This window comes from Serratia sp. K-E0102 (genome assembly GCF_029962625.1).
Classification (GTDB): Bacteria; Pseudomonadota; Gammaproteobacteria; order Enterobacterales; family Enterobacteriaceae; genus Serratia; species Serratia sarumanii.
The window spans coordinates 4,152,561-4,173,511 of the sequence record NZ_CP124754.1 but is presented as its reverse complement, the minus strand read 5'-3'; the positions used below and the strand labels follow the sequence as shown (position 1 = coordinate 4,173,511).

19 protein-coding genes are annotated in these 20,951 nt (G+C 58.7%); 10 read left to right on the top strand and 9 right to left on the bottom strand.

The genetic code is table 11. The annotated features are described in order from the left end of the window. Positions 1-196: 196 nt before the first annotated feature. The 3 genes from SSARUM2_RS19840 to SSARUM2_RS19830 form a co-directional block, all read right to left on the bottom strand. Entirely contained in the window at positions 197-535 is a 339-nt protein-coding gene (locus SSARUM2_RS19840; protein ID WP_060438400.1) for a hypothetical protein, read from the bottom strand. Between the two features lie 135 nt (positions 536-670). Further along, entirely contained in the window at positions 671-1,162 is a 492-nt protein-coding gene (locus SSARUM2_RS19835) for a DUF308 domain-containing protein (RefSeq protein WP_282488507.1), read from the bottom strand. Positions 1,163-1,281: 119 nt separating this feature from the next. Then, entirely contained in the window at positions 1,282-2,145 is an 864-nt protein-coding gene (locus tag SSARUM2_RS19830) for a LysR substrate-binding domain-containing protein (protein ID WP_185744076.1), read from the bottom strand. Between the two features lie 272 nt (positions 2,146-2,417). Here SSARUM2_RS19830 and SSARUM2_RS19825 point away from each other — a divergent pair, with 272 nt between their 5' ends. Continuing rightward, positions 2,418-3,095 carry a hydrolase gene (locus tag SSARUM2_RS19825; protein ID WP_033635814.1) on the top strand — a complete coding sequence of 226 codons (678 nt, stop codon included), beginning with the start codon at positions 2,418-2,420 and terminating at the stop codon, positions 3,093-3,095. A gap of 159 nt (positions 3,096-3,254) precedes the next feature. After that, positions 3,255-4,007 carry an amidase activator ActS gene (gene actS, locus SSARUM2_RS19820; protein ID WP_033635813.1) on the top strand — a complete coding sequence of 251 codons (753 nt, stop codon included), beginning with the start codon at positions 3,255-3,257 and terminating at the stop codon, positions 4,005-4,007. A gap of 34 nt (positions 4,008-4,041) precedes the next feature. On the opposite strand, the gene SSARUM2_RS19815 is transcribed toward actS, so the two are convergent. Next, positions 4,042-4,899, bottom strand: coding sequence for an AraC family transcriptional regulator (locus SSARUM2_RS19815; protein ID WP_033635812.1), 858 nt, complete (start codon positions 4,897-4,899; stop codon positions 4,042-4,044). A 181-nt stretch (positions 4,900-5,080) separates the two neighbouring features. On the opposite strand from SSARUM2_RS19815, the gene SSARUM2_RS19810 reads away from it, so the two are divergent. Next, positions 5,081-6,850: an ABC transporter ATP-binding protein/permease gene (locus SSARUM2_RS19810; RefSeq protein ID WP_060452672.1), complete on the top strand. Its 1,770-nt coding sequence runs from the start codon at positions 5,081-5,083 to the stop codon at positions 6,848-6,850. Positions 6,851-6,859: 9 nt separating this feature from the next. Here SSARUM2_RS19810 and betI read toward each other — a convergent pair whose 3' ends face one another. Beyond that, complete coding sequence (gene betI / locus SSARUM2_RS19805; protein ID WP_033649464.1) at positions 6,860-7,456, bottom strand: transcriptional regulator BetI; 597 nt, start codon at positions 7,454-7,456, stop codon at positions 6,860-6,862. A 158-nt stretch (positions 7,457-7,614) separates the two neighbouring features. On the opposite strand from betI, the gene SSARUM2_RS19800 reads away from it, so the two are divergent. Further along, a complete protein-coding gene (locus SSARUM2_RS19800; RefSeq protein ID WP_060452470.1) occupies positions 7,615-9,159 on the top strand; it encodes a BCCT family transporter in 1,545 nt (514 codons plus the stop codon). Positions 9,160-9,165: 6 nt separating this feature from the next. Here the strand turns inward: SSARUM2_RS19800 and SSARUM2_RS19795 are convergent, their stop codons facing one another. Beyond that, positions 9,166-9,597, bottom strand: coding sequence for a glyoxalase/bleomycin resistance/dioxygenase family protein (locus SSARUM2_RS19795; protein WP_060388381.1), 432 nt, complete (start codon positions 9,595-9,597; stop codon positions 9,166-9,168). A 654-nt stretch (positions 9,598-10,251) separates the two neighbouring features. On the opposite strand from SSARUM2_RS19795, the gene SSARUM2_RS19790 reads away from it, so the two are divergent. Continuing rightward, positions 10,252-11,517, top strand: a complete 1,266-nt coding sequence (locus SSARUM2_RS19790) for an MFS transporter (RefSeq protein ID WP_060452468.1) — start codon at positions 10,252-10,254, stop codon at positions 11,515-11,517. A 36-nt stretch (positions 11,518-11,553) separates the two neighbouring features. Further along, entirely contained in the window at positions 11,554-12,363 is an 810-nt protein-coding gene (locus tag SSARUM2_RS19785) for a MoaF C-terminal domain-containing protein (RefSeq protein ID WP_033635808.1), read from the top strand. 1 nt (position 12,364) lies between these two features. Here SSARUM2_RS19785 and lldD read toward each other — a convergent pair whose 3' ends face one another. The 3 genes from lldD to SSARUM2_RS19770 all read right to left on the bottom strand — a co-directional run bounded on the left by lldD (position 12,365) and on the right by SSARUM2_RS19770 (position 16,374). After that, a complete protein-coding gene (gene lldD, locus SSARUM2_RS19780) occupies positions 12,365-13,504 on the bottom strand; it encodes an FMN-dependent L-lactate dehydrogenase LldD (protein ID WP_033654083.1) in 1,140 nt (379 codons plus the stop codon). Positions 13,505-13,546: 42 nt separating this feature from the next. Next, positions 13,547-15,130 carry an L-lactate permease gene (locus SSARUM2_RS19775; RefSeq protein WP_060424027.1) on the bottom strand — a complete coding sequence of 528 codons (1,584 nt, stop codon included), beginning with the start codon at positions 15,128-15,130 and terminating at the stop codon, positions 13,547-13,549. A 323-nt stretch (positions 15,131-15,453) separates the two neighbouring features. Further along, complete coding sequence (locus SSARUM2_RS19770) at positions 15,454-16,374, bottom strand: LysR family transcriptional regulator (RefSeq protein WP_033654085.1); 921 nt, start codon at positions 16,372-16,374, stop codon at positions 15,454-15,456. Between the two features lie 427 nt (positions 16,375-16,801). On the opposite strand from SSARUM2_RS19770, the gene SSARUM2_RS19765 reads away from it, so the two are divergent. From SSARUM2_RS19765 to SSARUM2_RS19750, 4 genes are all read left to right on the top strand, one after another. Next, complete coding sequence (locus SSARUM2_RS19765; RefSeq protein ID WP_033635804.1) at positions 16,802-17,005, top strand: DUF4762 family protein; 204 nt, start codon at positions 16,802-16,804, stop codon at positions 17,003-17,005. Positions 17,006-17,180: 175 nt separating this feature from the next. Beyond that, entirely contained in the window at positions 17,181-17,846 is a 666-nt protein-coding gene (locus SSARUM2_RS19760; protein ID WP_060452466.1) for a DsbA family protein, read from the top strand. Then, positions 17,846-18,790: a hypothetical protein gene (locus tag SSARUM2_RS19755; protein ID WP_060446093.1), complete on the top strand. Its 945-nt coding sequence runs from the start codon at positions 17,846-17,848 to the stop codon at positions 18,788-18,790. Before SSARUM2_RS19760 ends, SSARUM2_RS19755 begins: the two co-directional genes overlap by 1 nt. Before the next feature lie 19 nt (positions 18,791-18,809). Continuing rightward, positions 18,810-20,933, top strand: coding sequence for an ATP-binding cassette domain-containing protein (locus SSARUM2_RS19750; protein WP_060452464.1), 2,124 nt, complete (start codon positions 18,810-18,812; stop codon positions 20,931-20,933). Positions 20,934-20,951 lie beyond the last annotated feature (18 nt).

The window sequence follows — 20,951 nt, the reverse complement described above, 5'->3', positions numbered from 1 at the left end:
TAGGGGGTAATTCGATTGAATTGTAGACGACTCTATAACCAACGCAATTTGGCGGTGGCGAGGTGTGACGGCGGTCGTAAAGTGGGGTGAACGCGGAGAGATAAAGTAGCGAAAAGTCGGCGGGCTCTACGATGAAACGGCGCGGCAGCTTGCCCGCACCGACAGGTATGAAGCGATGAGCGCGCGGCCCTTATGTTTAGAACGTCTCGAAATACAGCTCGCGCAGCAGCCAGGATATTTCGTTATTGGTGCGGTTCAGGACGTCTATTCTGTGAACCCCTATCGCTTCTGCGCGCAGGTCGAGCAGCAAGTTGCGAATCTGCCGGAATAACGGGGTTTGCGGGTTGGCTCTGGCCAACTGTTGACCACACAGTTTGATACCGGCGTCGCAGCCGGTGGCGATGTCCGTCAGGCAGCATGGACAGGTGGTTTTTTGGCGCGCCATATTGCGGCATTGTTGCCCGATTACCTGATTGAAGTGGCGTAATTGCAGGCAGACTTCCCGCGAGTTCAACGGGTTGGAATGGGTTGTCATCGGTTTCAGCTCCCTTGTCTGCGCCTATATTGGCACTTACCGATGAAGATAACCACGGACAAGCAGAGGGGGTATCGCCTTGTTTTATCTGCAAACAACCAAAGCGATGAGGCCCGCGGCGGCGGGCCGGTAACGTCAGGCGCGTTTAAACAGATTCGCCGCCTGGAACAGCGCAAAGGAGCTGACCAGCATCTCGATGCCGACGATCGCCGTCACCAGCGTGACCGACGCCGCCGGGCCTGAGCCGACCAGCATCCAGGCGATGATCAAATCGAGCACGCCGATAACGAACTGCAGCCAGTTGCCCGGCAGCCCGCGGCGCATGTAGCCCGCCGCCAGGCGCGCGATACCGCCGAGCGCGAACAGCACGGCGAGGTACACCGCCAGCGCCAGAATGCCCGCCAGCGGGCTGGCGATGAACACATAGCCGATAATCAGGTAGGCCACGCCCAGCAGAATGCCGCCGATCATCGGCCAGGTATTCTGCGCCCGGTTGGCGATCATGGCGATAATCAGCCCGGCGCCGCTCAACAGCAGCAGGAAGGCGATGATCAGCAGGGTGGTACGTTGCTTTTTGAGCAATTCTTCGCTCAGGAGGGGCAGATTATTGCGGTCGAGGTTCAACATGATAGTTCTCCATTTTGCGTATTACGATCCTGAAATCTACGACTGTCGATTACTAGCATAGTCGCCATTGGGGATATAAGAGAAAATGCCGCGGCAGTAATGGGTTGAAAAATCGCCTGCTATCCATTGAATTCATCAACAATGAAATCAATTAATACTCTGACAGCGGGAGGCAGGCCTTGTCGGGTGGGGTAAATGGCGACAATTTTATGCGCCTCCACAGACCAATCGTCGAAAACGGTTTTCAGGCTTCCTGCCATCAACTCTTGCTCCGCCAGCGCCAGCGGCAAAAAACCAACGCCGACGCCGCCCACCAAGGCATCTTTTATCAGGCGAATATCGTCGCACACCAGGCATGGATCGCTGTTGATTTTGATCTCGCGCTTGGCTTGACGAAATGTCCAGGTAGCCTGGACGTGTGAAGACAGCCAGCCAAGCGTGGGCACTTTCGATAAATCCGCAGGTTTGCTTAAAGCATATTTGTCGAATGCTGATGCGCTCACCATAAATGCAGAAGGTATGGTGCAAATGGTCCGCATAACCAGATTGCTGTTTTTGGGCACGTCGGTGACAATTTTTAATGAGATATCAAACCCTTCGGCAATGATATCAACATCTCTGTTGAATATCTTTACATGCAGACTGACCTCGGGGTACTGCAACATGAACTTGGTTAAAATAGCTGGCAAGCCAAGATCAATAAGCATGTTTGAACATGTCATCCTTATTTTTCTCGTGGGTTTTTCGATTTTATTAATAATGAAATTATCCGCCTCTTCAGCGGCGGTGAGCATTTTTATACAGTAGCGATAATATTCCTTTCCGATATCGGTAATCATTATTTTTCGGGTTGAACGTTGAATTAACCTGACGTTAAGCCTCTTTTCAAGATTGGATATCTTTCTGGATAGCATGGATTTTGATATGCCGAATTTCTTGCTGGCGGCAAGAAAACCACCACATTCAACCACTTTGGCAAACATAAACATTTCATTGAAATCTATCATACAAATCTGACCTTCCCATTGGTGAAATACTCATTCCCAATTTTCTTACTGTTTATCCTGTCTATTCATTGCTAGTTTGAAAAGTGAAGATTTCATTGCATGGTAAATATTTGAAATGCTTCAAACCATCAGAATTTGATGATATGGCGCCGGGCGCGTTGAAATATCTCTGGTCGTTACGACGAGTTAGCCGCCGACCGGCGCTTAAATAATCGCCACAAGGTTTCAGGATGAATAAGTGAGGATATATGAGCTCTCCAGCCAACTTTAATAATCAACGCCCGGTGATTAACCCTGCCGATGCGGCAATGCTGCTTATCGACCATCAAAGCGGTTTGTTTCAAACGATCGGTGATATGCCGATGCCCGATCTGCGCCGTTATGCGACAGCGCTCGCCAAAATCGCCACTCTGGCGAAAATGCCTGTCATTACTACCGCTTCCGTGCCGCAGGGGCCAAATGGGCCATTGATTCCGGAAATCCACGAAAGTGCGCCCCATGCGCAGTATGTCGCTCGCACCGGACAGATAAACGCCTGGGATAACCCGGATTTCGTTGCGGCGGTGAAAGCCACGGGCAAAAAACAGTTGATCATCGCAGGTACGATCACCAGCGTTTGTATGGCTTTCCCGGCGATCAGCGCAATTGACGCCGGTTATCAGGTGTTTGCCGTGGTTGATGCCTCCGGCACCTATTCCAAGATGGCTCAGGAAATCACCTTGGCTCGCGTGGTGCAAGCCGGGGCGGTGCCGATGGATACCGCCGCCGTCGCGTCGGAAATTCAGCAAACCTGGAATCGCGCGGATGCGGCTGAATGGGCAGACGTTTACACCTTAATCTTCCCGAACTATCGCTTGCTGATTGAAAGCTACAACAAAGCGCAGGATGTGATTAAGAAAAACGAGATCCTGGACTCGCAGCGTTGAAACGTCCTTTGCCTGCTCGTTTTTCGCTTGGCGCCTGAGGGCGCCATTTTCGTGTTGTTTATCGCCCCCCTTTATCCCCCTTTTTTGACTGACCCGGCGCAAATGTTACACTGTGCGGCTGACGCGTATCAGAACCGAAACGACGACTGGGGACAGGATTTGAGCACAGGAAGCAAACTGGCAGGGTGGCGCCGCGTGGCGGTGTGTTTGGCATTGGGGCTGCTGTTGGCCGGGTGTTCGGGCAAAAACACCTATAACCGCGACTATGACAAACTGCCGAAGGGCAGTTATTCCGGCAAAACCTATACCGTCAAACGGGGCGATACGCTGTATTACATCGCCTGGATCACCGACAGTGAAGTCAGCGAGCTGGCCAGAATCAACAAAATTCGTCCGCCTTATAGCCTCGAGGTGGGGCAGAAACTGCGGCTGAGCGGCAGCGCGCCGGCCAAAACCGCCGCTACGCGCCGTAAAAAGTCGTCTTCCGCCGCAATCGTCAAACAAACGCCGCCGCCGGGCGCTTCCCGCTGCTGGCGCTGGCCGACCAGCGGTCGGATCGTGCAGGCGTACTCCAATTCCGACGGCGGCAACAAGGGCATCGATATCGCCGGCAAGCGCGGCCAGCCGATCTACGCTTCCGCCAAGGGCAAAGTGGTGTACGTCGGCAATCAGCTGCGCGGCTACGGCAATCTGATCATGATTAAGCACGGTGAGGACTTCATTACCGCCTATGCGCACAACGACACCACGCTGGTGCGCAACGGCCAGGATGTGAAGGCGGGGCAGAAGATCGGCACCATGGGCAGCACCGGCACCGATTCGGTATTCCTGCACTTCCAGATCCGCTACCGCGCGACCGCGCTCGATCCGCAGCGTTATCTGCCGCCGCAGGGATCGTCGCCGTCCTGTTGACGTCAGTCAGGCTCCGTGAGGAGCCTGACTTTTGTTACTTCAGCGGCAGGTAAAGATCGGTCACCAGTTCATATTCCGCCACCTCGTGCACAAAGTTGTGGTAGTGGAAATAGAGCGGAAAATCGCGCGGTTCCTCGCCGCTGTTCGGCAACCACTCGCTGTAGAGATAACGAGCGCTTTCAGACAGCCCATCCAGCGAGCCGTGATGGCGCAGCACCGCGCAGCGTCCGGCCGGCAGCGTGCTGTTCACCACGCCGAAGGCGTTGTCTTCGGGGATCGGCGCAGTGACCTCGCCGCAAATGAAGAAGCGGAAGTCCTGCGCTTCGGTGGTGGCCGGATCGTGCGGTGCGATGCCGTAAGTGCGGCTGCTTCTGACCGGCGACAGGCCGCTGGTTTTGCGCCACTCGATAAAGCGTGCGGCGGTTTCGTTGACCAGCGCGGACGGGCCGCGATGTTCGATCATCGCCACCGGCGTGGCCGGGAAGTCGACAATGTCTACCTTCATGGGTTGTTTCCTTGTGTGTTTCGGCTCGGGAAAGCGCTGCTGCCAATCGATCCAGGCCGGCCGTTTGCGAAACTGGCTTGGCGTTTGGCTGAACGCCTGTTTGAAGGCGCGGCTGAAGGACTCCGGGTTTTGAAAACCGGCGTCCAGCGCGATGTCAATCACCGGCTCCAGCGGGTTATACGCCAGGCGGTACGAGGCGCGTTTGAGCCTCATCCACTGGATATAACGCCACACCGAGATGCCGCAATACGCGCTAAACTGGCGTTGAAAGTGAAAGCGCGAAAAGTGGGCCACTTCGCTCAGTTTTTCGACGGTGAGCGCCTCGTCCAGGTGGCGGTCGATATAGTCAAAGACCTGCGCAAAGCGCTTTGCATACGTCTGGGTCATGTGATTGTCTCCTCCATGCCTGAACTTTGCCCGAGCCGCCGCCGCTTCTCCTGACGGATGATGCTGAGTTGCCGCCGCAGGAAAACGGGATGGCTGCGGCGTTCGCCGCCGGCCAGGCCAAACTCATAACCCCCGCGCGGCCGTGCGCCGCGATCCCGACCGAGAAGATGAATATTACATGATGGATCGTTCCCGTTTGCTGAAATTCCTGCTGCCCTACCTGTGGCCGAAAGACAACCCGCGGCTGCGCGCGTATCTGGTGGTGGCCTTCGTGTTCATGGTGGCGGCCAAGGTCAGCACCACGCTGGTGCCGCTGGCCTACAAAGCGATGGTCGATGCGCTGAGCGGTGAGACGGCGAAAATGCTGGCGGTGCCGCTGGGGCTGATCGTCGCCTACGGCGTGGCGCGGGTGGGCGGCGCGCTGTTTGAGGAACTGCGCAACGTGATGTTCATTCACGTCAGCCAGAACGCCACGCGCCTGCTGGGCGTGCGGGTGTTTCGCCAGCTGCATGCGCTGAGCCTGCGCTTCCATCTGGAGCGCCAGACCGGCGGGCTGTCGTTGTCCATCGAGCGCGGCACCCAGGCGGTGTCCACGGTGCTGTCGCGGCTGCTGTTCTCCATCGTGCCGATCCTGTTCGAGCTCTCGCTGGTCACGGCGATCATGTGGCACATGCTGAACGGCTGGTTCGCGCTGGCGATCCTGACGACGGTCGGCTGCTACATCCTGTTTACCGTGCTGGCGGTCAGCTGGCGCACCCGCTTTCGCCGCGAGCTCAACAAGGCCAACGCCGACGCCAACAGCAAATCCATCGACAGCCTGCTGAACTATGAGACCGTGAAGTACTTCGGCAATGAAGAGTTCGAGGCCGAGCGTTTCGACCTGTCGCGCCGGCTGTACGAATACGCCGCCATCAAGAACCAATTCAGTTTTACGGCGATCAACCTGGGGCAAACCGCCATTATTTCGATCGGGCTGATCGTGATGATGGCCATGGCGGCGCAGGGCATTACGCAGGGAACGATGACGGTCGGCGACTTCGTGCTGGTCAACGCCTATCTGCTGCAGCTGTATCAGCCGCTGAACTTCTTCGGCTTTATTTATTCCGAGGTGCGCCAGGCGCTGATCGACATGGAAAACATGTTCGATCTGCTGCAGGAAAAGCGTGAGATCGTCGATAGCCCGGATGCGCAGCCGCTGCGTCTCGATCGCGGCGAAGTGCGGTTCGACGCGGTCAGCTTCGGTTACGACACGCGGCGGCCGATCCTCAAGCAGGTGAGTTTTACCATTCCGGCGGGCCACACGGTGGCGGTGGTCGGCGCCTCCGGCGCGGGCAAGTCCACGCTGTCGCGCCTGCTGTTCCGTTTCTACGACGTGCAGGGCGGCGCTATTACCCTCGACGGCCAGGACATTCGCCAACTGACCCAGGCCAGCCTGCGGCAGGCGATCGGCATCGTGCCGCAGGATACGGTGCTGTTCAACGATACGCTGCGCTACAACATCGGCTACGGCAAAACCGGCTCCAGCGATGAAGAAATCGAGCGGGCGGCGCGGCTGGCGCATATCCATGATTTTATCGTCGGTTTGCCCGACGGTTACGACACCCGGGTGGGCGAGCGCGGGCTGAAGCTGTCGGGCGGTGAAAAGCAGCGGGTGGCGATCGCGCGCACCATTCTGAAAAATCCGGCCATCCTGGTGTTCGACGAGGCGACCAGCGCGCTGGATACCCAGACCGAGCGCGAAATCCAGGGGCACCTGCGCGAGGTAAGCCGCAACCACACCACGCTGGTGATCGCCCACCGGCTCTCCACCGTGGTGGACGCCGATGAAATCATCGTGCTGGAGGCGGGGGAGATCGTCGAGCGCGGGGGGCACGAGGCGCTGCTGGCGGCTAACGGCCGCTACGCCGCGATGTGGCAAACCCAGTACAGCGAAGAGCTGGAGCCACACTGACGGAGGCGATCACGCCGCCGATGGCGCGGCCTTGAGCCGTTGTATCACGTAGTCGCAGGCGATGCGGCAGTCCTGCTTCAGGTCAGTCTCGTCGCCGGCCAGGCTGCCGCGCAGCCAGAGCCCATCGATCATCGCCGCCAGCCCGCGCGCCGCGTCGCGCGCCTGCGGCAGCGGCAGCTCGCGGCGGAACTGGCTGCAAATATTGGAATAGAGCCGCCGATCGTTGGCGCGCTGCAGGCGGCGCAGCACCGGCTGATGCATGCTGGCGGCCCAGAAGTCGAGCCAGGCGCGCATGGACACGGCATTGGTTTGGCTGGGGTGGAAGTTGCCCTGGATAATGGCGAACAGCTGTGACTGGCTGTCGCTTGCCGCCTGCGCGCGGCACTCGGCCACCGCATCGCGCAGGTCGCGCAGGATTTTGCGCATGGTGGCGCTCAGCAGCCCCTCTTTATCGCCAAAATAGTGGCTGACGATGCCGGTCGACAGCCCGGCTTCTTTCGCCACCTGAGACAGGGTGACGCCGGCCAGCCCGACGACATTAATGGTCTCGAAGGCGGCGTTAATCAACTGTTCCTTACGCTGTTCCGGAATGTCTCTTCGGTACATATTTTCCTCAACTGATAGGCCAATCACACTTTGGATTTGATTGATTGAACGGTCAATCAATACTCTATATGCTGCGAAAATGTCAAATAAATGGCGATAATATGTTAACTAAAAGTTGCATTGAAATCGTCTGTCTTTCGCATCATGGAAGCCTGCCAATGACAACAGAAACTCCCCCATCGCTTGACGAAGAACCTGTCAGATTGAATGTTCCGGTATTTTTCGGCTCGGCGGCGGTGATCCTGCTGCTGGGAACGCTGGTCGTTCTGTTCCCCTCCGCCAGCAAACTGTGGCTGAACGCCGCGCAAAGCTGGGTCGCCGACGTATTCGGCTGGTACTACATGTTATTGATGGTTGCCTGCATGGCATTCGTGTTCTGGCTGGCGCTGTCGCGCTTCGGCCATATTCGCCTCAGCCAGGATGACGAGCCGCCGCAGTTCAGCTATCCCTCGTGGGTGGCGATGCTGTTCTCGTCGGGCATCGGCATTGCGCTGGTGTACTACGGCGCCTATGAGCCGCTGGATCACTTCCTGTCGCCACCGGAAGGCAGCGGCGGCACCGTGCAGGCGGCGCGACAGGCGATGGCGCTGACCTTTTTGCACTGGGGGCTGCACGGCTGGGCGCTGTATGCGCTGATCGCCACCGCGCTGGCCTATTTCGCCTATTGCCGCGGCCTGCCGCTGGCGCTACGTTCTGCGCTATACCCGATCTTCGGCGAGCGCACCCACGGTTGTGTCGGTCATCTGGTGGACAGCTTCGGCATTCTGGTGACGGTGATTTCGATGGTGACCAACCTGGGGATCGGCGCGCTGCTGGTGAACTCCGGGCTGTTTTATCTGTTCGACATCCCGCAAAGCACCGGCGTGCTGCTGGCGCTGATCGTGGTGATGATGGTGGTGGCCACGCTGGCGGCGGTCACCGGCGTCGAGAAGGGCATCGCCATGCTGTCGAACATCAACGTCGGCTTCCTGTGCCTGCTGCTGCTGTTCGTGTTTTTGGCCGGGCCGACGCTGAACCTGCTGAACGGCATGTTGCAGAACCTCGGCGATTATCTCACCTCGCTGGTCAGCCGCAGCTTCGATATGTATCTGTACGGCAAGGCTCGCCAATGGCAGGGTGCCTGGACGCTGTTCTACTGGGCCTGGTGGGTGGCGTGGGCGCCGTTCGTCGGGCTGTTCATCGCGCGCATCTCCAAAGGGCGCACCATTCGCGAACTGATTTTCGGCGTGCTGCTGATCCCGCTGGGCTTCACGCTGGCGTGGCTGTCGATCTTCGGCAATACCGCCATCAGTCTGGTGCTGGAAGGCGGGCAGGCGATCCTGGGGCAGGTGGCGCAAAGCGATCCGCCGATGGCGGTGTTCAAGCTGTTCGAATACTTGCCCTATACCCAACTGACCGCCGGCTTTGTGGTGGTGATCAGCTTCGTGCTGTTCCTGACGCCGGTCGATTCCGGCACGCTGATGATAGCCAACCTCTCCTGCCAGGGCGGCTCCGCCCATGATGACGCGCCGGCCTGGCTGCGCGTGTTCTGGGCAGCGGTCACCACGTTGGTATGCGCCGGCTTGCTGTACGCCGGCAGTTTCAGCGCGATGCAGACCGCGGTGGTGCTGTGCGGCCTGCCGTTCTCGGCGGTGATCGTGCTGTACATGATCAGCCTGCGCAAGGATCTGCGCCGTTACGCCATGAAGCCGGCGCTGCCCTGAGGCGGTTTATTCGCCCGCGCGCGGCCGGTGATGCACGTACTCGACAATCGTGCCGTCCGGCAGGCGCGCATTGAAACAGGCGCCGGTGGGTACCTCCACCGGGCCGAAGAAAATCTCGGCGCCGGCGGCCAGCAGCCGCTGGTGGTAGGGATAAATGTCATCGACCAGCAGCGTGCCGACGGTGCTGCGGAAAGGACTCAACTGCTCTTCCGCCCCTTCCAGGATCAGAAACGGCCCCACCGCCGCCAATACCAGCCGATGCTCGGGAAAATCGAAGCGCATGTCCGCCGTTACGCCGTGCAGCTGCTCGTAAAAGGCGATGGCGCGGTCGATTTCGCCTTCGCCAACGTAGACCCGAATCAGCACGCGCGGCTCACGCAGCGATGAAGAGTCGGCGGTTTTGCGCCAGAAACCGGCTTTTGTCAATGCTGTCGTCATGTTCATCTCCTTGCTGGTTGCCTGCCGCTTATCATGCCGTTGTTTTCCCATCCGGGGTTGGATCGAGTTGGCATAAGCTAGCCGCGCCGGTAATAACCCGCTACCAGGGCGTTAAGGGGCGGTCTGTTTGTGATTCCCGTCACGGCCTGCGCTTTTATTATCATTCAGCATTGATAATGTCATTGCGTGATTATTGATTAACACAATGGAGTTAATAGTTCTCGTTATAGCCGCTATAAAGCAAACGGATTCAAATAATAAAGAGGGCGGGGTAATGCGGCTGATGAAAAGGGAAATACCGTCCATTTATAAGCAGGAGTTAAGTTTTATTTATTAACCTGTTTATAAATCAGCGCATTTTGGCTTTTTCGATAAAAGTAAAAAGTGCCGCTTAATTTTATTTAAATCAGTAAAAACATGATGTTGATTTATTTTCATGTCATTCGCGTTCTGTGATAAATACCTGAATTGCCTCTCCGTCGCCGTTTTCAACGGCTGTTTGACATGCCCGTAGCTTGAGATAAGTTTATATCATTAACATGTTAATGAGTTGTTATCGTGACCGATGGCCAATATCTCTCTTGGCCGAGCGCTTAACCGACTTATGCCATGGCCGCTCGCCATTTATAAGTTAACTTATGGACCAATGACGCTATGAATAATTCGCCAGGACAGCGCTCGCGATTGAGCGAAGAGAACCGATTGCTGATCATTTTGTTTTTCGTTTTCGGCTGCGTGTTCGTCGATCGTCTGACCATCTCTTTTCTGTTTCCGATGATCGCCGCCGATTTGAAGCTGAGCAACGTGCATCTTGGCACGCTGTCGGCGGTGCTGGCATTGACCTGGGCACTGTCCGGGGCAGGGCTGGGGGCGATTGCCGATCGCTTTAATATCCGTAAACCGATGCTGATCCTGTCGATCCTGGTGTTTTCGCTGTTCTCCGCGCTGTCGGGGCTGGTCAGCGGCTTTGCCATGTTATTGATCTTCCGCGCGCTGATGGGGATCGCCGAAGGGCCGGTGCTGCCGATCGCGCAATCGCTGATGGTGGAAAAATCGCAGCCGCAGCGCCGTGGCTTCAACATGGGGCTGATCCAGGGGGCGGCGCCGGGGCTGCTGGGCGGCATTATCGCGCCGCCGCTGATCATCTATCTGGCACAGAAATGGGGCTGGAGCATGGCGTTTCATCTGACCGCCGTACCGGGCATCATTCTGGCGTGGCTGATCTATCGCTATGTGAATGGCAAGAAGGATCCCGCTTTCAGCGCCGCGCCGGCGGCCGGCAAGGCGGCGAACAAGGCCGCTTACGGCGAGCTGTTTAAAATCAAGAACGTGGCGCTGTGCATTCTGATCTCCTGCGTGTTCGTCACCTGGTTCATGATCATCATTACCTTCACCCCCAACTTTTTAGTGACCGACCGCGGCTTCAGCGAAGGCAAGATGGGCGGCATCATGAGCGCCATCGGCGCCGCCTGGGTGTTCTGGGGCGTGGCGGTGCCGGCGATTTCCGATCGCCTTGGCCGCAAGCCGACGTTGATCTTCTTTTCGCTGCTGGCGGTGTGCTGCCCGCTGTTCCTCAGCTACGTCGATAACCCGTGGCTGCTGGGCGTGCTGGTGTTCCTGTCTTATACCGGCCTTGGCTGCTTCACGCTGTTTATGGCCACCATCCCGTCTGAAACGGTGTCGCCGGCCCGCATCGCCACCGCGTTGGGGCTGGTGATGGGGATTGGCGAGGTGATTGGCGGCTGTCTGGCGCCGTTTATCGCCGGGCTGATCGCCGATCGCTATGGGCTGGTCAGCGTGATGTGGCTGGCGGCTACCGGCGCCGTGTGCGCCGGCGTACTGAGTTGTTTTCTCGATGAAACTGCACCTGCGGTGGTGAGCCGCAGAGCGGTGAAACCGGCGGGCGTCGCCGACGTTTGAGGCGGTTTTCATCCCATTCAATCAAGGAGAGCGAAGATGTCAGCAGAACAATCCGTACTGAATCAGAATGCCGAACCGGACTGGAAGAATTACGACGATTTTGCGCGCGGTATCGACACTAACCGGCTGCCGGGCACTCAGGATTGGCGCGGCAAAACGCTGCAGATCGCTTTTGAAAGCAGCGGGGAAATCACGTTGCGCTTCAGCGCCGATCGGCAGCGGGTGCTGTGGGCCTGGGGCGGGGAGAGCGGCGAGGACGCTTACGAAGAGGTGCAAACCTCCGCCGCGCGCTATTTCTTCAATATTCCGCTGCAGTCGCCGGGCAACGAGTGCCTGACGCTGGTACTCAATCGTGACAGCGGCCGGGCGCTGCTGGTGCGCAGCACGCTGTTGCCGGAACAGACGGTGGAAAAGGGGTCCCGCCTCAAGCAAAGCTTCCACGTCGGCCGGATTGTCGGCGCCACGCCGGGTGGCGTCGCGCCGCATCTGACCCGCGAGCTTATCGGCTATCGCACGCTGAACGTCTACAGCCCCAACCACTATTACGAACATTTCTATGTCAACACTGAGCGCTACGCCTGGCAAAACCTGCGCGGCGAACAATTCGGCCACGGCGACATGGACTACGCCACCTACTACAAGTTTGAGGACGAGATGTTCCTGTTCACCTTCCGGGAAAAGATCATCCCGGTGTGCTCGGTGTTCTTCTTCGACTTTATTTCCGGGCGTTGCACCGGCACCTTCCTCGGGCTGGACGCCGCCGGCCGGGTGTTGGTGTCACCGGCCGGGGCCTTCATCAGCAAGATGAGCTATAACGCCTACCCGGAAGGCGTGCAGCCGCTTTGATTCAGGCGTTTCTGACCAGCGATCCGGCGTTGATTTCCGCAATGGTTTTCGCGCCGGTGAGCGTCATGGCGACGCGCATTTCCTTGTCGATCAGATCCAGCAAGTTAGCCACCCCGGCTTCACCGGCCGCCGCCAGCGCATAGACGAAGGCGCGCCCCAGCAGCACGCTGTCGGCGCCCAGCGCGATCATGCGCACCACGTCCAGGCCGCTGCGGATGCCGGAGTCGGCCAGCAGGGTAATGTCGCCTTTCACCGCGTCGGCGATCGCCGGCATGGCGCGCGCGGTCGACAGCACACCGTCCAGCTGGCGGCCGCCGTGGTTGGAGACGATGATGCCGTCGGCGCCGAAGCGCACCGCGTCTTTGGCGTCTTCCGGATCGAGAATGCCTTTGATGATCATCGGGCCGTCCCAGAATTCACGGATCCACTCCAGATCTTTCCAGGAAATCGACGGATCGAAGTTGGCGCCCAGCCAGCCGATGTAGTCTTCCAGGCTGGTCGGTTTGCCGCGGTAGGCCGAGACGTTGCCCAGATCGTGCGGCTTGCCGAGCAGGCCGACATCCCAGGCCCACTGCGGATGCGCAAACGCCTGCAGCACGCGGCGCAGGGCGGCATTAGGGCCGCTCATCCCCGAGTGGGCATCGCGATAACGGGCGCCGGGTACCGGCATGTCGACGGTGAACACCAGCGTTTTCACGCCGGCGGCCTTGGCGCGCTCCAGCGCATTGCGCATAAAGCCGCGATCTTTCAGCACGTAGAGCTGGAACCACATCGGCCGATCGATCGCCGGCGCCACCTCTTCGATCGGGCAGACCGACACGGTGGACAGCGTGAACGGAATGCCTTTTTTAGCCGCGGCGCGCGCGGCCTGTACTTCGCCGCGGCGGGCGTACATGCCGGTCAGCCCCACCGGCCCCAGCGCCACCGGCATCGCCAGCTGCTCGCCGAACAGCGTGGTATGCAGGCTGAGTTCGGACATATTGCGCAGCACGCGCTGGCGCAGGGCAATATCGGCCAGATCCGCGGTATTGCGCTTCAGCGTATGCTCCGCGTAGGCCCCGCCGTCGATGTAGTGAAACAGAAACGGCGGCAGTTTGGCCTGGGCGGCGGCCCGGTAGTCGGTTGACGCGGAGATGATCATAGTGTTTACCTTCTTGTCTTGCTTGCGATAACGAGTGGTCAGTCAGAGCGTGAGGATCGCCGCCATACCGGCCGCAATCCCGCCGTACGCCAGCATCGGCAGTACGGTCTTTCTGATGATTTTGCCTTCGGCGTTACCGATCCCGAGGATCGAACAGACCGCGATAATGTTGTTCAGGCACACCATATTGCCCATGGCGCCGCCGACGGACTGCAAGGCCAGCGTCAGGTTGACGTCAAGGCCGCTGCTCTGGGCGATCGATTGCTGAATGCCGCCGAAGGTCAGGTTCGAAACGGTATTGGAACCGGAGAAGAACGATCCCAGCGCGCCGAGGAACGAAGAGAACAGCAGCCAGCTCTCGCCGGTCAGCGCCGCCAGCGCTTTACCGATCAGGATCACCGGCGCGTTGTCGCCGCCCTGCATCATCAGGTTGACCATCACCAGCGCGCCGAACAGGGCGATAAAGGGCCGCGCGATGCGCCCGCCGGTTTCGCTGAACATTTGCCGTACCTGGCCGCCATTCAGACGGAACAGCGGAATGCACAGCAGCACCACCAGCAGGAACGGGATCAGCGCCGGGACATACAGCGTTTTGTAGCCGGCGGCGGCTGAGGTGCCCAGCACCTGCTGCAGTTCGACGATCAGCGCCCGGCTGATGCGCAGCTCCCCGAGCCAGCCGAGGTTTTCCTGCCACAGCAGCGCGGTGTTGTTGAGCAAGGCTTTAAGGCCCAGCTGGTGGACGCGCGTCACTATCAGGATAGCAATCAGCAGCAGGGTTGGGGTCATGGCCTTGACCACCTGCATGAACGGCACCGCCTGCCCGGCGCTCTGCGGTTTGTCGCTGCGGGCGAGGCCGATGCCGCCGCGCGCCAGCAGCACCGACAGCGCCAGGCCGATGGCGCCGCCGACCAGCGCCGGGAATTCATAGTTCACCTGGGCCAGCAGCAGATAGGGCAGGGTGCAGCTCAGCACGCTGAGCAGGATAAACGGCAGGTTGCGGCGGATATCCTGCCAGGAAACGATAAAGCGCAGCGCCAGCAGAGGAATGACGAAGCCGGCGACAAAATGGATCAGCGCGGTCTGCCGGCCGATCTCCAGCAGGCTGGCGTCCGACAGGCCGAGGTTGGCAAAGCCGAACCAGGTGGGGGTGCCCACGGCGCCGAAGGAGACCGGCACCGAGTTCATCACCAGTGTCAGCAGGGCGACGCGCAGCGGGTTGAAGCCCAGCCCGACCAGAATCGGCGCGGCGATGGCGGCCGGGGTGCCGAAGCCGCTGGCGCCCTCAATCATAAAGGCGAACGCCCAGCCGATAATCATCAACTGGGCCACGGGATTGGGGCTGATGGTTTCCAGCCAGCGGCGCACTACGTTCTCCGCGCCGCTTACCTGCATCAGTTTGTTGAGCAGGATGGCGCCGGCGATGATGGTGATCGGCGTCAGCGTCGATACCAGCGCGGTGATGATATTGGCATGCAGCAGCCGCAGCGAGGCATCGAACCACAGGAGCTGTACGGCGTAGACCACGGCGGCCGTCAGCGGCAGGGCGAGATAAGAGGGCACGCCATTCCTTTTGGTCATCATCCAAATCAGCAGGACGATGGGCGCAATACTGAAAAACAGGGGCATAAGATCCTCAGGGTTATTATTTTTATGGGCAGAGATATGTAGCTGAAAGGTTAATTAGCGCAACATTTTCATTCTAATCACAACGTCGACGACGATGCCATGCGGTATTTTTTTAACATCGGCGAACGGCGCCGGTGGTGGGAAATTGGCCGGTAGAAGGGGATGGGTTAACTGCTTAAAAATCAGATTGATAGAAAGTGTTATTGTGTGATGAATGCGCAGGCTCACATTAATTAAGCGGTAATGTTCAATAGATTATGTCCAAAAATGCCGTAATCTCCGCGGCCTTTTGCGGCCGCGGGGAAATAATCAGCGAGGAAAATTCAAAAATAGTGGCTGATATTTTGGTAGGAACCGATGATATGCTCGATCAGCAGACGGGTTTTTAACGGCAGATTGCGGGTGTAAGGATAGACGGCGTAAATGCCCAATACCTTGCCGCAGTGGCCGGCCAGGATCTCCGTCAGTTTGCCGTCCTGCAAATCTTCATACACCATGCAGCGTGGCACCATGGCGATGCCGTGGCCGCCGATCACCGCTTTGCGGATCGCCCGCGCATTGTTGGCCGACAGGTTGCCGTTAACCTGCAGCTCGTAGATGTCGTTGCGCCCCGGCCGTTTCATCAGCCAGTTGGCGGTGCCGCTCTCCTGATAGGTGTAGGTCAGACAGTTGTGGCCGAGCAGGTCTTCGGCGCAACGCGGTTCCGGGTGGCTTTCCAAATACCCCGGCGAGCAGACGATCACCCAGCGGGAATCGAAGATCGGCCGGGCAATCAGGCTTGAATCCGGCATGGTGCCGGTGCGGATCGCCAGATCGATGCCTTCTTCCACCAGATCGGCAAAGCGGTTTTCCAGCCGCATCTCGACTTTCAGGCTGGGATGCAGAGCGCAAAATTCCGCCACGCTCTCGCTCAGCAGCAGCTCGCCCGAAATGGTCGGCACCGACATGCGAATGGTGCCGGTCAACTCTTCGCTCTTTTCGCTGACGGCGTACAGTGCTTCCTGCACTTTGGCGCCAATCTCTTTGGCCTGCTGGTAGAGCGCCTGGCCGCTTTCGGTCAGCGTCAGGCTGCGCGTGGTGCGGTACAGCAGACGGGCGCCCAGCGATTTTTCCAGCCGCCCGATGCGTTTACTGACCACCGAGCTGGTGATGCCGGCGCTCTCCGCGGCCTTGCTGAACGAGCCGCAGTCGACGATCAGGGCGAACAGAATCAGGTCGTTGGCGTATTCGTGGGTGGCGAGCATGGGCATCCTGTAGAGTGAGAGTCCTTTTGTCCCAGTGTAAATCCGGCGCGGCAGGAAGCAATCTTTTCAGCGTGTCGCACGTCGTCACCAACTGGTCGGATCTGAATTTTTCTTATTTGTTTTTTCATTTTACTGAGAATTATCCTTTTTTATTTTTCTTGGTGTAACCGGTTTTAGTCTACTTTTCTTGTTTTTAGTCTTATTTAAATTGGAATAGTCCTGTAATCGAGCGTTACTTATTCGATTAACTTTAACTTGCAGTGTAAATAATTGTATTGATCTGCTCGTTTGGGATGGCTATGCTTTTTCCCGAAGCGCTCTCATTGTTATTGGTTAAATAGTTTTGAAATGTATTGAAGGATTGCTCTGTCTGCCGACAGGGTAATGGGTAGTGTGTTTATGTTTTAATATAAATAAGGATATTGTAATGAAAAAAATCAATCTGTCAGAAGCGGAAAACATCGTCGGCGGTACTTTTGTTTGTACCAAGGAATTTGCCTGGGTGGGCAGCGGCAACAACCGCACCTGCCAGCTGGTGAAAACCTGTGCGAACAAATTCGGTGGCGTACAGAAGTCTTATTACCCGGCGCCGGTAGCAAGCTGCCCGTCTAACCCAACCACGCCAAGCTGATGCGGGTTGACCCCCTGCATTTAGATTAGCGGTGGGCAGGCGGGCAGCGTTCGCGCTGTGCCGCCTGATACCGGCGAAAAAGTCGTCTTACGTTCTCATTATTTACGGTATTAACTCTTTTTCATGTATTCACTCTGCCGGGTGAATATTAATATATGCGCAGGATGCGTCCGTTATGTATAAACGTCCCTTGCTTTTTATCGGCTACACGCTCGTTATTATTTTTGCCTCTTCTTTTTTGACCGCATTTTATTTTCAACATTACGTCATGCAACCGGCGGAGGCGGAAAGCCTGAGTTTTATCTCCCCGGAAAAAATCGAACAAAGCCCGTTGCAAGACGATAATACCATTGTCGAAGTCTTCTCTTACGCCTGCCACTATTGTGAAGTCAACGAAAGCGGCGTGGCAGAGCTGGAAAAACGTTTGCCGGCGGGCGCCAAATTGGTGCGCTTGCACCTCAGCGACGACAGTCAAGCCGGCATGGCGGCCTTTGCGCCCCTGTTCGCCACGCTGACGATCATGGGGATCGAAGCACAGCATCGCCCCGCCGCTTATCGCGCCATTATCAAAGAAAACCTCAACCTGACGGACGACAAGCAGCTTAGCGCCTGGCTGACGGCCAACGGTATCGATGAGGCTGCCTATCGGCAGGCCAGAGAGTCAGAGCGGGTCAAGGCGTTGTTGGCGCATATGACGGCGGTGAGCCGCTATTACCAGATCAACGCGACCCCCAGTTTTATCGTCAATCGCAAATGGCTGGCGCTGCAAGATCGCGAGTTTTCCGCTTTCAGCCAGCAGTTGCTGTCGCTGTTGCAGCACGATAAACCGCTGGCCCCCTGATGCGCCTGCTCGCGGTTCGGGGGTATTTGGCCTGGCGCAACGGCCTGGACGCGATGGCCCGCTTATCGGCTGCCGGTGCCGGGATGGGCAACCGCCTGACGTGTGCCCTGCTGCGGCGCGTGGACTATCGCCTGTGGCTGGCGGTGCGCCGGCGGTTGAGGGGAAGCAGGCCGCAGCGCCGCTTTCGCCACCGGCATGCGGTAGCGCTGGCGAACCGCCAAAGCCTGTTGGGTGAAGGCAAGCTGGACTTCGCCTGGCTGATGCAGCGGCGGCAGTGGCTGGACATGGCGGCGGTCTCTGCCCGCAATGCGGCGTTGATGAGCCATTTGGCGCACTGTTCCGCGCAGCTTGATCAGGTCGTGGAACCGCTGCATCGCGCGGGCGTGCCGGTGCTGCTGGCGCCGATGCATACGGTCTCCGACGTGTTGGCGACGCTGGTCGGCGCGGGCGTTTATCCCGGGCGGGCCACGGTGATCGTTTCCGGCGATGTGCAGGCGTTTGCGCGGCGATCGCCGGAAGACGAATGGCGGCAGCGGCTCGACTATTGCTCGATTCACGACGATCCGCGGCACATCGCCGGCACCTTGTCGCAGGCGATGCTGGAAGCGGCGGAACATCGGCGCAACATCATCCTCTTCCCCGACATCACGCCGGATTACACCCTGCACAGCAATCAGGATGTGGCGGCTAAATTGGCCTGCCATCTGTTCGGCCGGCCGGCGCATTTGCACAGCGGCATCGTTCGGCTGTCCCGGGCGTTGCGGGCTCAGGTGGTGTTCTATTCGCTTTATTTCGATCGCGGCATCCGCATTCACATTGAAGAACCTGTCGCCGCAGATCGGGTCGGCCGCGCCATGCCGGCGATCGTCGAGCGAACCCTCCGGCGGCATGCGGATGATTGGTTGCTATGGCATTCGCACTCTTTATTTTTTATTAACGAATAAGTCAGGGATATCACAACGTATGGAAAACACCCTTCCTACGCCGGTCTTGCAGAGCGAAATCAATGAGTGCGGGCTGGCCTGCATCGCCATGCTGGCGGAAACTCAGGGCATTCGCGCACCGTTGACGGAGCTGCGGGAGCGTTATCCCGCTTCGCAGCACGGCACTTCGCTGGCGACGCTGTGCGCCATTTTGGGAGAGCTGGCGCTACCGGCTTATCCGGTGGCGTTCGAGCACCGGGATCTGGCGGCGCTGCCGTTACCGGCCATTTTGCATTACGGCGCGGGCCACTATGTGTTATTGGCGTATCGCCAGGGGGGGTACGTGTGCGTAATGAACCCGGCGTTGGGGCAGCAGCTGCTGCCGTATGCCGCCCTGAAAGCGGAAATCAGCGGTTATGCGTTGGTGCTGGATCGCGATGATTTGCTGGCCACCGTCCCGGCCCGGCGCAGCCACCGCCGCAGCGCTTTCGCCAGCTTAAGCCTGAAGGATACCGCCGGCATCGCCGGCATCTATCGCCTGGCGGCGATGACGTTTTTTATCTCACTGACGCTGTTCATCATGCCGATGATGGTCGCCAGCGCGATCAATCAGGTGTTCGCCATGGCCGGCGAGGTCGCGTTCCCCTACGCCTATTATCTGCTGGCGTTTGTGGCGTCCACGGCGTTGGCGCTGATTGCGCGCACCCTCACCGAACGCTTCATCAAAAATTTCGTGTTGTTGCACGGCGCCGCCGGTTTTTCTCGCCTGCTGGAAAACTCACTCAATTTCTTCAGCAAGCGCGCCCCCGGCGAGATCTTCAGCCGTTTCACCAGCTGGCAGATGGCCGCCGGCCAGAAAATCGAACTGGACAACGGCCTGCGCACCGACTGGATCATCGGCGCCATCGCGCTGGCGGTGATGTGCTACCTGAGCCCGATGCTGGCGCTGGTGCCGGTTGTCGGCGTGCTGCTGATGGGGGCGGTCAGCGTATGGGCCATCTACCGCGATCGGCATTACACCCAGCAGCTGCAGGTGCGAGGCGCGGTGCAAAATGACTTCATCCTGGAAACCATCCAGGGGTTTTCGACCATCAAATCAGCCGGCCTGGCCGGCCAGCGGCAGGAAGGGTTCGCCGAACATGCCCGCTCGCTGTTCAATTGCCTGCAGCAGCAAAAGATCTATGAACAGATAAAAGGCAGCATTTACCAGCTGATCGGCAGTCTGGAGATGGTGTTGTTCATGCTGCTGGCGTTGCCGCTGCTCAAGGAGGGCGAACTCAGTCTGGGGGCATTCTTCGCCTACAGCTTTTTGCGCGAAATCTTTACTTCGTACAGCAGCAAGATCTTTTTTGCCGTTTTGCAGAAAAACCAGCTGCACGTCATCGATGAACGCGCGCGGGATCTGTTTCCTGCGGTATCCGCTCGGGCCAAGTCTGCGGACGAAAGCGTGAGCCATTTTGCCGCGCGGTTGGCGTATCGGGGGGTGGCCTTCGCTTACGACGCCGGTCAACCGGTGTTGCGCGATTTGTCGCTGACGCTGGAGCGTGGCGAGTGCATCGCCATTTGCGGCGGTTCCGGCGCGGGCAAGAGCACGTTGCTGAAGGTGCTCGCCTGCCTGCTGACGCCGCAGCAGGGGGAGCTGACGCTGGATGGGCGCGTACTGGCAAGTGCCGCCGCGCAGCGGCTGTTCTTCCTGCAAAGCCAGGAGGACATTCTGTTCAACGCCTCGGTGTTGCAGAACATCACGCTGTTCGCGCCGTCGGCGCCGGGCCAGCAACGGCAGGTGGAACAGGCGTTGCGCAGTTTGGGGCTGGCGGACGCGGTGGCGCAGCTGCCGGGGGGCGTGAACGCCCTGGTGCGGGAGAGCCATGCCGGGCTGTCGCTGGGGCAGCGGCAGCGTCTGTTGCTGGCGCGCGCCATGTACAGCCGTTGCCCGGTGTTGGTGCTGGACGAACCGACGGCGAATCTGGATGAAAAGACCGCGGCGGCGGTGATGTCGGCTCTGGTGGCGCATTGCCGTGAAAACCGTAAAACCCTGGTGACGGTCACCCATAATCCGCGGCTGTTGCCGTTATTCGATCGGGTCTTGCGCATGTCGCAGGGGCGGCTGGTGGCTGAGCCCACCGACGACGCCAGGATGAATGATTGTGCAGAGGTGGAGTGAGGTGCCCGGAAAGAGACG